Source organism: Methylosinus sp. shoA, from assembly GCF_059718125.1.
In genome coordinates, this window is sequence record NZ_AP046091.1 from 2,300,476 (window position 1) to 2,313,692 (window position 13,217).

8 protein-coding genes are annotated in these 13,217 nt (G+C 67.3%); 6 read left to right on the top strand and 2 right to left on the bottom strand.

Annotated elements, in window-relative coordinates:
• The first annotated feature begins 115 nt into the window (after positions 1–115).
• Both AC6IW9_RS10360 and AC6IW9_RS10365 read left to right on the top strand, forming a co-directional pair.
• Entirely contained in the window at positions 116–1,165 is a 1,050-nt protein-coding gene (locus AC6IW9_RS10360; RefSeq protein WP_497772204.1) for a DNA methyltransferase, read from the top strand.
• A complete protein-coding gene (locus tag AC6IW9_RS10365; RefSeq protein ID WP_497772207.1) occupies positions 1,162–2,088 on the top strand; it encodes a hypothetical protein in 927 nt (308 codons plus the stop codon). The genes AC6IW9_RS10360 and AC6IW9_RS10365 overlap by 4 nt, the downstream gene beginning before the upstream one ends.
• Before the next feature lie 385 nt (positions 2,089–2,473).
• Here AC6IW9_RS10365 and AC6IW9_RS10370 read toward each other — a convergent pair whose 3' ends face one another.
• On the bottom strand, positions 2,474–2,677 hold the full coding sequence (locus AC6IW9_RS10370) for a hypothetical protein (protein ID WP_497772210.1): 204 nt from the start codon (positions 2,675–2,677) through the stop codon (positions 2,474–2,476).
• A 197-nt stretch (positions 2,678–2,874) separates the two neighbouring features.
• On the bottom strand, positions 2,875–6,972 hold the full coding sequence (locus tag AC6IW9_RS10375) for an SEL1-like repeat protein (RefSeq protein WP_497772213.1): 4,098 nt from the start codon (positions 6,970–6,972) through the stop codon (positions 2,875–2,877).
• A 356-nt stretch (positions 6,973–7,328) separates the two neighbouring features.
• On the opposite strand from AC6IW9_RS10375, the gene AC6IW9_RS10380 reads away from it, so the two are divergent.
• The 4 genes from AC6IW9_RS10380 (at position 7,329) to AC6IW9_RS10395 (ending at position 13,187) form a co-directional block, all read left to right on the top strand.
• Positions 7,329–9,122 carry an acyl-CoA dehydrogenase C-terminal domain-containing protein gene (locus AC6IW9_RS10380; RefSeq protein WP_497772216.1) on the top strand — a complete coding sequence of 598 codons (1,794 nt, stop codon included), beginning with the start codon at positions 7,329–7,331 and terminating at the stop codon, positions 9,120–9,122.
• Between the two features lie 81 nt (positions 9,123–9,203).
• Positions 9,204–10,412 carry an acetyl-CoA C-acetyltransferase gene (locus tag AC6IW9_RS10385; protein WP_497772219.1) on the top strand — a complete coding sequence of 403 codons (1,209 nt, stop codon included), beginning with the start codon at positions 9,204–9,206 and terminating at the stop codon, positions 10,410–10,412.
• Between the two features lie 61 nt (positions 10,413–10,473).
• Positions 10,474–10,983: a GIY-YIG nuclease family protein gene (locus AC6IW9_RS10390; protein WP_497772222.1), complete on the top strand. Its 510-nt coding sequence runs from the start codon at positions 10,474–10,476 to the stop codon at positions 10,981–10,983.
• Positions 10,980–13,187 carry a 3-hydroxyacyl-CoA dehydrogenase NAD-binding domain-containing protein gene (locus AC6IW9_RS10395; RefSeq protein ID WP_497772225.1) on the top strand — a complete coding sequence of 736 codons (2,208 nt, stop codon included), beginning with the start codon at positions 10,980–10,982 and terminating at the stop codon, positions 13,185–13,187. The genes AC6IW9_RS10390 and AC6IW9_RS10395 overlap by 4 nt, the downstream gene beginning before the upstream one ends.
• Positions 13,188–13,217 lie beyond the last annotated feature (30 nt).

Here is a 13,217-nt window from a genome sequence, read left to right on the forward strand (position 1 = left end):
GGGCGCAGGGGCATTGCAAGATCAACCCTCAAATGCTGTTGGCGCACAATGCGGCGCTCGAGCTTCTTTCGCACGTAGATCGATTCAGCTAAGAATTCAAAAAAAGGGGTATCACATGGGGTTCACGCCAAAGATCAGGATTGCCAGGAACGACCCCCACTATGTCCGTCTTGGCAGCGCTTCGCTTTTTCGTGGCGACGCCCTCAAAGCCTATGAAGAATGGCTCTCCCCTGCTGTCATTATTGCCGACGGTCCCTATGGTCTCGGCAAATTCCCAGGCGAGCCGCATTCGCCCGACGGCCTGGCGGAATGGTATACCCCTCACGCCGCCGCATGGGCCAAGCATTCCGAACCGTTCACCACTCTCTGGTTCTGGAACAGCGAAATAGGGTGGGCCAAGTCTCATTTCGCCCTCGAGCTGAATGGATGGCAGTACGAGGAAACCGTCGTCTGGGATAAAGGCATCGCCCATATCGCCGGCAATGTGAATTCCCGCACGATCCGCGGCCTTCCCGTCGTCACCGAAGTCGCTGTCCGCTACACACGCAAAGCGACCCTGCCGACGATCGACGGCGCAGAACTCACCCTCAAGGAATGGCTCCGCTCCGAATGGCAACGATCCGGCCTGCCGCTCACGCAGAGCAATGAGGCTTGCTGCGTCGCAAATGCTGCGACCCGCAAATATCTCACGCAATGCCACCTCTGGTATTTCCCGCCGGGGGAAGCCGTCGTCGCCATGGCGAAATGGTGCACGAAGCACGGCCATCCGACCGACAGGCCCTATTTCTCGCTCGACGGTGTTACGCCACCCACCGCCGCGGCCTGGGACAGGATGCGCGCGAAATGGACCCACACCCACGCGCTTACGAACGTCTGGCAAGAGCCGCCGGTTCACGGTGCGGAACGCGTGAAGGCGCTGAACGGAACCGGTTACCTTCATGCCAACCAAAAACCAATCTCGCTCATGGAACGTCAGATCGTCGCTTCCAGCGATGTCAGCGATGTCGTCTGGGAACCCTTCGGCGGCCTCATGTCTGCAACCGTCGCTGCGATACGCACCGGACGCCGCGCACATGCCGCCGAGATAAATCCTGAATTCTTTACGGCTGCCGCCGCGCGCGTTCAACGCGAGCTCACGAGTGAGCAGGAGAGGGCGGTATCGTGAAAGCGACGGAACCCGCGAGGTCTGGCGGCCCGCCAAAAACCTGGGCGCATCGAGACCTGTACGACCGCGTCGTTGACGCGCTGCATGCCTTGCCGGCCAGATTCCGAACGTCGCTTCGCGTCGCCGGCATCAGCGCCACCGATCTATTCACCCTCAACACGGCTCTTGGCGCTGCGATCGAGGCATCCGTTGTCGATAACCTCAATCAGCTTCGTGAGCTATGGGACCCGGTCGGCAAATACGAAGTCTATTCGTTCGTCCGCCAGGCACAGGTTTTCCCGGACGTGCGCCTGCAGACGACTGCGCCAGGCGTCGCCGAAGCCGACCGCATTTTAATGGGAATCGAGCTGAAGGGATGGTTTTTGCTCGCCAAGGAAGGCGAACCTTCGTTCCGATACAAGGCCTCGCCGCATGCCTGCGCACCGCAAGATTTGCTTGTCGTGTTTCCCTGGGGCCTCGACGAGGTCGTGTCAGGCGGCCCGCGCCTCTACCGCCCCTTCGTCGAAGAAGCGCGCTACACCGCCGAGTGGCGCAATTATTATTGGGAGCACTTGCGCGGCCAGACAGGACCGACGGCCGCCATCAAGCCCGCCACGCACACAACGCCCTACCCATCGAAGGGACAAAAGTTCAACGACGAGGCCGTTAGCGATTCCGGCAAGAATTACGGTCGCGTTGCCCGAGGCGGCATGATGTTGAAATTCATCGACCTGCTTATGCAGGAGATCATTTCCGGCATACCGGCGAAGCATTGGCAGGAGTTCCTTCGGATATTCGCAGAGGGCGTCACAGAGAAGCAGGTTCAATCCAAACTGGAGACCATGCGTAAAGCCGCGACGGACGCCGGTCTCACAAGTGACGGTCTGGCAGCACTCGACCTTGTCCAGCAGGGTTTGCTCGAACTCTTGCTGCGCTCCAAATAGCGCAAACACTGCCGAAATGCGCCGCTGGCGCGGCCCCGCATTGTCGGTCACCCTGCCCTTGAGCCATGCCGGCCCCACCAAATGCGTTGTCGTGTACCGCGCATCGTCGGTCCTTGCCGCGCATTGCCAAACACCCAAGCTTTGAGCGCATCTTTACCCGGTCCGCGCGCCTTGTCGCCCAACCAGGGTCGGCCACAATTGCATAATTGGCACCACCATCTCATCGGCCACAAAAAACGGCGGCTCCGCACCGAGACGGAGCCGCCGAAGCGGGAAGAAAGAGGACACGTAGAAGAAAGAGGACACGTAGAAGAGAGACACGTAGAAGAAAGAGACACGTACTGGAAATTCACGCTGGCCGCCGCGACGGCGCGTCGCGTTCGACTCAACCGCGGTCGAAGACGGAGCCGAGCGCCGCTCCGATCAGCCCGAAGACGACGGCGCCGGCGATGACGGCCGGGCCGCCCACCAGCCCGTAGCCCACGACGCCGCCGATCACCGCCGCAATGCCGCCGGCGATGAACTTTCCATTGTTGTTTTCGGCCTTCTTGTCGGCCGCATTGGTGTTTTCGGTGATATTCTCGGCCATTTGCGCTTTCTCCTCGAGAGAAGCTGCCTCATGCACGCCGCACCACGCCGTCTCCATTAGCGAATGGATGTGAGGCTATCGTGTGAGTCTCTTGACGGGCGGATGACGGGCCGCGCGCAGCGAGATCGCCCGGACGGATATGGCGATCGAAGGCGGAGGCGGGCGAGGATCGCGAGGCTCGCAGCCTCCCGGCGGCGTCAGCGCGCCGAGACTTTCGCCTTGGCCGGCTTGGCGTCGGGCTTGGCCGGCGGCTTGACGTTGTCCCAGCCTCCCGGCGGCGGCGTCACGTCATTGGCGGCCTTGTCCGGCTGCTTGGGCGCAAAGCTCTCCGCCTTCGCCTTGGCGGCGGCGAGGCTCTTGGCGTCGAGCCGGGCCTTCACCTCGTCGCGCTTCTTGCCGGCGTCGTCGTCGCCTTGCGCGGCGGCGGCCGAGAACCAGACATAGGACTGCTCGAGGCTCTGCGGCACGCCGAGCCCGCGGGCGTAGAGGATCGCCAGATTGAACTGGCTGTCGCGCACGCCATATTCGGCGGCCTTCTGGAACCATTCGGCCGCCTGGGCGTAATCGGGCTTGCCGTCGCCGCCCTCGGCGTAGAGCACGGCGAGATTGTGCATCGCCCGGGCGTTGCCGGCCTGCGCCGCCCGCTGATACCAGCCGCGCGCCTGCAGATAGTCGCGCTCGACGCCCAGGCCCTTCTCGTAGAAGGAGCCGAGCCGATATTGCGCCGGCGCCAGCCCCTGCTCGGCCGCCTTCTGGATCCATTGGAACGCGGATTTCGCGTCGCGGCCGACGCCGCGGCCGTCCGCATAGCGCGACCCGAGCTCGAACTGCGCCGCGGCGCCGCCCGCCGAGGCGAGCTCGCGGATCGCCGCCACCGCGTCGCGCATGGGGAGCGCGCCGGCGCCGGCCGAGGCCGGGCCGATCGTGCCGGTCGGCGTCGCATCGACATTGGCGGCGCCGAGCCTGCCGGGCGGCGCGACGAACACGCCCGCGGCCGGCGTATTGGGGGTCAAGGGAAATTTGGCGGCGGACGGCGGCGAGAGCGATGGAGGCGGAGCCGTCGGAGCCTCTGCTTCGGCAGGCGCCGGAGCCGCAGAGGCGGCGGCGTCCCGCGGCGCCTCCGCCGGCGCGCCGGCGACGCCCGACGCTTTCGCCGCCGGCTCGCCGGTCCCGGCGGCGTTCGGCTCCATATGGACCGCGGAAGCCTGCCGGGGGGGCGGCGCGTCGAGGCTGACGCGGGCGATCTGATAGGCTCCGTAGAGCAGCACCAGCGCGCCGAGCCCGAGCAGGATCGGCCGCCGGCGCGATTGCAGAGCTGCGCCGACGGAGCCCATGACGCCGGAGGCCGTGGCGGCGACGCGCGCGGATTCCCGCTCCGCCGTCGGCGCGGGGAACTTCCTGCCCGCGCGCTCCTTGGCGGCGGCGGTCTCGGCGTCGGCGGCGGCCAGCTGGGCGGCGCGCCGCGCGGCGGCGATGAAGTCGGCCTGCACCGAGCCCGCCGGCTCGCCGTCGCGCCGCGCCGCGCGACGTGGGCGGCGATCGCCCGGCTCGAGCAGAATGTCCTCGACATCCGCCGGTTCGCGCCGGCGCTTCGGCTCCGCGCGCGGCGCCGGAGCGGCCTGCGGCGCGACGCGCCCCTTGCGCATGTCGGACAATTCGTCCTCGAACACCGCCAGCCGGTCGACGACGCGCTGCAGCGTCTCATGGACGGCGGAGAGCGTCTCATTCGTGCGATTGCCGGTCTCGTCCTGGATCTGGCGCAGATCCGCGAGCTCTTTCTCCAGGGCCTTCTGCAGGGCGTTGGGTGCGTTCGCCGCCGCGCGCGCCGCCTCCTGCGCCGCCTCGCGCGCGGCGGTCTCGGCCACGCGCGCGGTCGAGCCGCGCGTCTCCTCGACGCGGGTCATCAGCTGGCCGATCGCCGTCTCCAGCGTCGCGAAGGAGGCGATGGTCTGATCGGTACGGTCGATGCGCTCGGCGAGCCGGCCGATCTGCTGCTCCAGCGCGGAGAAGGCGACGCGGCCGGCGCGCGGATCGAGCGCGGCGTCCATCTTCTCGGCGAGCTGCGCGACGAGATCGGTCATCTGCGCCGTCGCGCCGTCGACGCGGCGACGCGCCTCCTGCTCGACCCGGGCGGAAAACTCCTCGTGGAGCCGGTCCATGCGCTGCGTCAGCTCGCGGAACTGCTCCATCCCCGCCGATTTGTCGGCGGCGGCCTTGCGTTCCAGCGCCGCGTCCATCTTCTTGGCGAGCTGGCCGACGAGATCGGTCAGCTGCGCATCGGCGCCGTCGGCGCGGCGCCGCGAATCGTCGTCGCGCCGTGCGGCGAGGTGCTCGTGGATCAGGTCGATGCGCCGGGCCAGCTCGCGGAACTGCTTGTCCTCCGCGGCCCTCTCCGCCTTGGGCTGGAGCCTCTCCTCGAGCCGCTCGATCTTGCGGCCGAGCTCGTCGAAGGCGGGCTGCGCCGACTTGGCGTCGATCGCCGCGTCGATCTTCTTGGCGAGCTCGGTGACGAGTCCCTCGAGCTGGCCGACGCCTCCGCCGCCGCTGCGGTCGATGCGCGCGGCGAGCGATTTATGCACGCGCTCGATGCGCTCGTTGATCTCGTCGAAGCGCTTGCCGCCGCCCGATTTCACCGAGACGGCGTCGATCTTGGCCGCGACTTCCTCGAGCTTGCGCTCGAAGGCCTGGAAATAGCCGTAGGTTTCCGTGGCGACGGTCGAGCGGATCGCCGAGACGAGGTCGCCGAGATCGCGCGCGCCGGCCGCGTCGCCGCTGGAAAAGCTCAATTCGTCGACGCGCGTGGTCAGAGCGGCGAGGCCGGCCTCGAGCCGGTCGAAGGGCAGGGGCCGCAGCGCCACCGCCTTCAGCAGATCGCGGATCTCGCGCGTCTCGGAGGCGATCTCCTCCAGCGTCTCGCGATCCGTCCCGCCGTCGGAGCGGCGCGCGGCGAGACGCTCGCCGAGCGTCTTCACCTCGTCATAGAGGCTGCGGACCATGCGGCTCGGGTCGAGGTCGCGGATCATCGCATGCAGATCGGCGGTCAGCCTCTCCACGGGCGCCAGCACATTGTCCTCGACGCCGTAATGGCGCTGGGCCTCGACTCGCTCGGAGAGATCGCGCAGCGCCGCCTCGATCGCGGTGACCGAGGCGCGGGGCGCGAGGTCGACGAGCGCGTGCGAGACGCCGTCGAGCTCGCGGCGCAGCATATCGATCTGCGCGGCGACGGCGGCCTGGCGGCGTTCGTCCTGCGCGTCATGCTCGAAACGGGTGGACGCGATCTGCTGCGACAGCGCGTCGATGGCGCCGGCGAGATCGGCGAAGCGCGCGGCCGTGTCGGCGAGGGGCTGCGGCTCCCCGCGCGCCGGAGAATCGGCGCGCGCGTCGAGGATGCGCTGGCGCTCGGCGATCTCCGCGACGGCGTCGGCGAGCGGGCGCCGCGCGGGAGCGGCGGCCGGCGACGCCCGCCGCAGGCGCTCGCGCGCCGCCTCCCGGCGCGCCGCCTCGGCGGCGTCCCGCCGGGCGGCCTCGGCGGCCTGAGCGCGGGCTTCGGCCTCGGCGTCGAGCCGGGCGGAAATATCGGCGAGGCGGCGGTCGAAGGCTTCGACCGCCGCTTCGATCTCGACGGAGCGCTCCTGCTCCGCCAGCTCGTCGATGCGCGTCTCGAGCCGAGAGAGGGCGTCGCGAATCGGACGGGCGCCGTCCTCCTCGACCTCGACGCGGTGCGCGATCTTGTGCTCGATGCGGCCGAGCCGGTCGATCACCGCGCCGAGATCGTCGCCGAGCCGGGCGCGGGTCTTGTGATTGGTCTCGATGAGATCGGCGAGGTTTTCGAGCGCCTTGGCGGTCTTGCGCTCGCTCTCGGCGGCGCGCCGCTCGAAGAGGGCGACGGCGTCGTCGACGATCGCTTTCGCCTCGCGCCGCCCGTCGTCGCGGCGCAGTTCCGTGGCGTTCCTCTCGATCTGCCGCATGCGCTCCGGCGCCCGCGAATGCGGCGCCTCGGCATCTTCGCCGCGCTGGGGCTGGTCGCCCCGCCATCGGCTGCGCTCGTGCTCCCGCTCCGCGCGGCCGATTGCACGCGACGAGGAGCGCAGCGGCCTTCTGCGCGCGGACGGCTCGGCGCGGTCGTCGTCTCCGCCGCTGCGAAGAGGGGGGCGCAGCTCCGAGCCGGCCTTTTCGTGGATCACATCGTCGAGCCAGTCGGTGAGGCTTTTCCCCGAACGGCGGGCCGCGGCGCGGGCGACATCCCGCGTCTCATGATCCAATCCCTTGAAGCTCCATGCATATGCTTCGGTCATGGCGGTTCCGGCGGGCGCGACCCGTGCAAGGGGGAGAGGACTGAACGAGAGACACGCGGTGCGCGAATCGCGCCGGAACGCGCGGCGCTGCGGCGCCGCCTCGGGGACTTTCCTTCGGACGCGGTAAATAAGAGGTTAATCCTTGCGCGGAGCCGTCTTCGCCGGGCCGGCGCCTATTGCGCCGGCGAGCGCCGCTCTCTACCTATTGCTGCGCAGCCGGCCCGCTCGCGGTCGCGATTTGGCGAGAGGCGCAGAGGCTTGCGCGACGCGCGCGGGCTGCGGCGCGCCGCGCATATGCGTGTCCAGCCTTCGCCTCCGAAACCGTCCGGAGGCCGCCGCCGCCATGGAGGCCGTTCATGCCGCTCTACAAAGCTCCGGTGGACGACACGCTGTTCCTGCTGACCGACGTTCTCCACATCGAGCGCTTCGGCAATCTGCCCGGCTTCGCCGACGCCACGCCGGACCTCCTGGCCCAGATCCTCGCCGAGGGAGCGAAGATCTGCGAGGAGACTCTGCAGCCGCTCAACCGCAAGGGCGACGAGGAGGGCTGCCGGCGCGACGGCGAAGGCAATGTCGCCACGCCCGCGGGATTCGAGGAGGCCTTCGACGCCTATGTCGCCGGCGGCTGGGTCGGTCTCTCCGTTCCGCCCGAATATGAGGGCCAGGGACTGCCCTATCTGCTCGCCTTGGCGATGAGCGAATACGGCTCCTCGGCCAATATGGCGCTCGCAATGTATATGGGCCTCACGCAAGGGGCGCTCGCCGCGCTGCTGCGCCACGGCAGCGAGGAGCAGAAGCGCATCTATGTTCCGCCCATGGCGGCCGGCCGCTGGACCGGCACAATGAATCTGACCGAGCCGCAATGCGGCACCGACCTCGGCCTGCTGACGACAAAGGCGACGCCGCGGGGCGACGGCTCCTATTCGATCACCGGACAGAAGATTTTCATCTCCGCCGGAGAGCACGACCTCGCCGAGAACATCATTCACATGGTGCTCGCGCGCATCGAGGGCGCGCCGGCCGGCGTGAAGGGCATTTCCCTGTTCATCGTGCCGAAATTCGACGTCGCGGCGGACGGCTCGCTCGGCGGCCGCAACAAAGTGGCCTGCGGCGCGATCGAACATAAGATGGGCATTCACGGCAACGCCACTTGCGTGATGAATTACGACGGCGCGCGCGGCTATCTGGTCGGCGAACCCAATCGCGGGCTCGCCGCCATGTTCGTGATGATGAACGAGGCGCGGCTCGGCGTCGCGGTGCAGGGCTTGGCGCTCTCCGAGGTCGCCTATCAGAACGCGCTCGCCTACGCCAAGGAGCGGCTGCAGGGGCGCGCGCTCTCCGGCGCGACGAATCCGGGCGCCGCCGCCGATCCGATCATCGTTCATCCCGACGTGCGGCGCAATCTGCTCGAGATCCGCGCCTTCAACGAGGCGGCGCGCGGCCTCGCCCTGTCGGCGGCGCTCGACAGCGACGTCGCCCATCGCTCGGAGGACGCGAAGGCGCGGCAGGCGGCGGAGGACCGTCTCGGCCTGCTGACTCCGGTGCTGAAGGGCGTCTTCACCGACATGGGCTTCGAGAATGCGGTGAAGGCGCAGCAGATATGGGGCGGCCACGGCTATATCAGCGAGAACGGCATGGAGCAGTTCGTGCGCGACGCGCGCATCGCCATGATCTACGAAGGCGCGAACGGCATTCAGGCGCTCGATCTCGTCGGCCGCAAGCTGCCCAGGGACAATGGCCGCGCCGTGACGGCCTTCTTCGCCGAGGCGGGCGAATTTTCCGCACGCGAGAGCGCGGACGACCGGATGAAGCCCTATGTCGAGCCGTTGAAGGCGGCGCTCGGCGATCTGCAGATGGCGACGGCATGGCTGGTGCAGAACGCGCTGGCGAAGCCGGACAATGGCGCCGGCGTCTCCTATGATTATATGCACCTCTTCGGCCGCGTGGCGCTCGGCTACATGTGGGCGCGCATCGCCCGCGCCGCGCTGGACCGCAAGGCGACGGCCGATGGCGAGGCCGCCCGGCTCGACGCCAAGCTGACGATCGGAAAATTTTTCATGGAGAAGATGCTGCCGGAGACGAGCTATCGTCTGGCGCGCATCACGGCGGGCGCGCAGACGATGATGAGCCTGCCGGCGGAGATGTTTTAGAAGTGCGTAGGGAGTGGTGAGTAGGAGCAGGGTCGCTCGCACTTCTATTCCCTACTCCCTCATCACGAAGCGGAGCCGCTCATGCCCGAAGCCTATATCTACGACGCCGTGCGCACGCCGCGCGGGCGCGGCAAGCCGAACGGCTCGCTGCACGAGGTGTCGAGCCTCGGCCTCGCCGTCGCGGCGCTCTCCGCGCTGAAGCAGCGCAATGGATTGGATGGCGCGCCGGTCGATGACGTGATCCTCGGCTGCGTCGATCCGGTGGGCGAAGCCGGCGGCGACATCGCGCGCGCCGCCGCGATCGCGTCCGGTTACGGCTATGAAGTGCCGGGCGTGCAGATCAACCGTTTCTGCGCCTCCGGTCTCGACGCGGTGAATTTCGCCGCGGCGCAGATCATGTCCGGCCAGCACGAGCTCGCCATCGGCGGCGGCGTCGAGAGCATGAGCCGAGTCGGCATCGGCGCCTCGGGCGGCGCCTGGCCGGTCGATCCGGCCATCGCCATTCCCTCCTATTTCATGCCGCAGGGCGTCTCGGCGGATCTCATCGCGACCAAATACGGCTTCTCGCGAACCGATGTCGACGCCTATGCGATGCAGTCGCAGCAGCGCGCCGCGCGCGCCTGGGAGGAGAAGCGGTTCGAGAAATCGATCGCGCCGGTGAAGGACGTCAACGGCCTCACCATTCTCGATCACGACGAGCATATGCGGCCCGGAACCGACATGCAGTCGCTCGCCGCGCTGAAGCCTTCCTTCGCCTTTCTCGCCGAGCAGGCGGGGTTCGACGCGGTCGCGATCCAGGCGCATCCCGATGTGGAGAAGATCGATTACGTCCACCATGCCGGCAATTCGTCGGGCATCGTCGACGGCGCCGCGGCCGTGCTGCTCGGTTCGAAAGAAGCAGGCGAGAAGGCCGGATTGAAGCCGCGCGCAAAAATTCGCGCTTTCGCCAATATCGGCTCGGAGCCCGCGCTGATGCTGACCGGCCCGATCGACGTGACGAAGAAGCTGCTCGCCAAGGCCGGCATGAGCTTTTCCGACATCGATCTCGTCGAGGTGAACGAAGCCTTCGCGGCGGTGGTGCTGCGCTTCCTGCAGGCCTTCGAGCTCGACGATTCCAAGGTCAATGTGAATGGCGGCGCCATCGCGCTCGGCCATCCGCTGGGCGCGACCGGCGCCATGCTGGTCGGCACGGCGCTCGACGAATTGGAGCGCAGCGGCAAGGGCGCGGCGCTGGTGACATTGTGCATCGGCGCCGGGATGGGAACTGCGACGATCATCGAGCGGGTGTGAGCGCCGGAACGCCCTTCGAGACGCGCCCTGCGGGCGCTCCTCAGGGCGAGGGGAATGGTGAGTGTTCGAGCTCATTTCCCGAATCCTCATCCTGAGGAGCGCCCGCAGGGCGCGTCTCGAAGGATGGGCCAAGGGCGCAATGCGGGAGAGTCGCGTGCCGGGAGCGAGCGTCTACATCCTGCTCTGCCGGGACGGATCCTACTACACCGGAATCACGCGACGCGACGTGGAGGAGCGGGTGAGCGAGCACGATCAAGGAATCGACCCGGATTGCTATACGTTTCTGCGCCGGCTGGTTCGGCTCGTCTACAGCGAGCATTTCGAGCGCGTCGACGAAGCGATTGCGACCGAACGTCGCATCAAGGGCTGGTCGCGCGCGAAAAAGGAAGCGCTCATCCGTCGTGACTATGATGCGCTTCCTGGCCTCGCGGCCCGAAGGAACGTTTCCGGACGTGCGGGCTCGGCGTCCTTCGAGACGCGCCCTGCGGGCGCTCCTCTGGACGAGGGACGGCACATCGGCGACGTCCGCCAATTCGGTGGTTCGACAAGATCCAACGGGAGCGACTCATGAACCTTCATAACTTCCGTTTCGAGACCGGCGCCGACGGCGTCGCCCTGCTCACTTGGGACATGCCCGGCCGCTCGATGAACGTCATCACCTATGAAGTGATGGACGAGCTGGAAAAAATCGTCGACGCGGTCGCGAGCGATTCCGAAATCAAAGGCTGCGTCATCACATCGGGCAAGGCCGCCTTCTCCGGCGGCGCCGATCTCTCGATGCTGCAAAAGAGCGCGGCGGACTACGCGACGGCCGTGCGCGAGCGCGGCGAAGACGCGGCGATGAAAGAGTTCTTCGAGGGCGCGCGGCGCCTCTCGCTCCTTTATCGCAAGCTCGAGACTTGCGGAAAGCCCTTCGCTATCGCCATCGCCGGAACCTGCCTCGGCGGCGCTTTCGAGCTCGCGCTCGCTTGCCATTATCGCGTGCTCGCCGACAGTGACAAGACGCGCGTCGGCCTGCCGGAGATCAAAGTGGGACTCTTCCCCGGCGCCGGCGGCACGCAGCGCGTCGCGCGGCTGATGCAGACGGGCGACGCTCTGCAAATGCTGTTCAAGGGCGAGCAGCTGAAGCCGGCCAAAGCCAAGGCCGCCGGTCTCGTCCACGAGCTCGCGCCCGAGGGCGAGATCGTCGCGCGCGCAAAATCCTGGATCGTGAATGGCGGGAAGGGGCGGGCGCCTTGGGATGTCGAAGGCTTCAAGCCGCCGTCGGGCCGCGTCTATTCGCCGGGCGGCATGATGGTGTGGCCGGCGGCCAACGCGATCTATCGCCGCGAGACCTTCGACAATTATCCGGCGGCCAAGGCGATTCTGCACAGCGTGTTCGAAGGGCTGCAACTGCCCTTCGACCTCGGCCTGCGCGTCGAGGCGCGCTGGTTCGCGCATATTCTGCGCTCGCGCCAGGCGGCGGCGATGATTCGCTCGCTGTTCCTCTCGAAAGGCGAATTGGAGAAGGGCGCGCATCGGCCGAAAGAAATTCCTCAGGCGAAATTCGCCAGGATCGGCGTGCTCGGCGCGGGCTTCATGGGCGCGGGCGTCGCTTATGTGAGCGCGCTCGCCGGGCTCGAGGTGGTGCTGATCGATCGCGACCAGGAGAGCGCCGACAAGGGCAAGGGCGTCATCGACAAGCTCATATCGGGCCAAGTGTCGCGCGGCCGCGCGAGCGCGGTCGACAAGGATGCGCTGCTTTCGCGCGTTACGGCCACGGCCGATTACGAGAGGCTGAAGGGCGTCGATCTCGTCGTCGAAGCGGTGTTCGAGGAGCGCGGCGTGAAGGCCGAGGCGACGAAGAAGGCGCAAGCGGTCGTCGGCGCCGATGTGATCTTCGCTTCGAACACATCGACCTTGCCGATCACTTCGCTCGCGGAGACGTCTTTGAAGCCGGAAAATTTCGTCGGCATCCACTTCTTCTCGCCGGTCGAGAAGATGCTGCTCGTCGAGGTGATCCGCGGCGAGAAGACCAGCGACCGCGCCGTGGCGACGGCGCTCGACTTCGTGCGCATTCTCAAGAAGACGCCGATCGTCGTCAATGATTCACGCGGCTTCTACGCCAATCGCTGCGTGCTGAATTTCGTGCGCGAAGGCCATATCATGCTGACCGAGGGCGTGCCGCCGGCGATGATCGAGACGGCCGCGCGCATGGCCGGAATGCCGGTCGGCCCGCTCTCGCTCAATGACGAGATCGCGCTCGATCTCGCCTGGAAGATTCATCTCGCGACCAAGAAGGATCTGGGCGAGGCGGCCGTCGATCCGACGCAGGAGCGCGTGCTGCGTTTCATGGTGGAGCAGGAGGGCCGCCTCGGCCGCAAGAACGGCAAGGGTTTCTACGACTATCCCGCAGTGGGCAAGAAGAGCCTGTGGCCGGGCCTCTCGGCGCTCGCCGATACGAAGCTCGATCCCGACGAAATCGACGTCGAGGAGTTGAAGCAGCGCTTCCTCGTCGTGCAGGCGGTGGAAGCGGCGCGCACATTATTCGAGGGCGTGGTCACCGATCCGCGCGAGGCGGATGTCGGCTCGATCCTCGGCTTCGGCTTCGCGCCCTTCGCCGGCGGCACGCTTTCTTACATCGATGGTCTCGGTGCGGCGGCTTTCGTCGCGATCTGCGACGCGTTCACGGCGAAATTCGGCGCGCGCTTCGCGCCGCCGCGCGAATTGCGCGAGATGGCGGAAAAGGGCGAGAGCTTCTACGGGCGATTCGCCGCGCAGGCGAAGGCGGCGTGAGACGACGCGCCCGGTCTTCGTCCATTGCCC

Bases quoted from the DNA above. Each gene is read 5' to 3' on its own strand.
- AC6IW9_RS10385 (WP_497772219.1), top strand. From the start codon at position 9,204: ATGCCCGAAGCCTATATCTACGACGCCGTGCGCACGCCGCGCGGGCGC.
- AC6IW9_RS10375 (WP_497772213.1), bottom strand. From the start codon at position 6,972: ATGACCGAAGCATATGCATGGAGCTTCAAGGGATTGGATCATGAGACG.
- AC6IW9_RS10395 (WP_497772225.1), top strand. From the start codon at position 10,980: ATGAACCTTCATAACTTCCGTTTCGAGACCGGCGCCGACGGCGTCGCC.
- AC6IW9_RS10370 (WP_497772210.1), bottom strand. From the start codon at position 2,677: ATGGCCGAGAATATCACCGAAAACACCAATGCGGCCGACAAGAAGGCC.
- AC6IW9_RS10360 (WP_497772204.1), top strand. From the start codon at position 116: ATGGGGTTCACGCCAAAGATCAGGATTGCCAGGAACGACCCCCACTAT.
- AC6IW9_RS10380 (WP_497772216.1), top strand. From the start codon at position 7,329: ATGCCGCTCTACAAAGCTCCGGTGGACGACACGCTGTTCCTGCTGACC.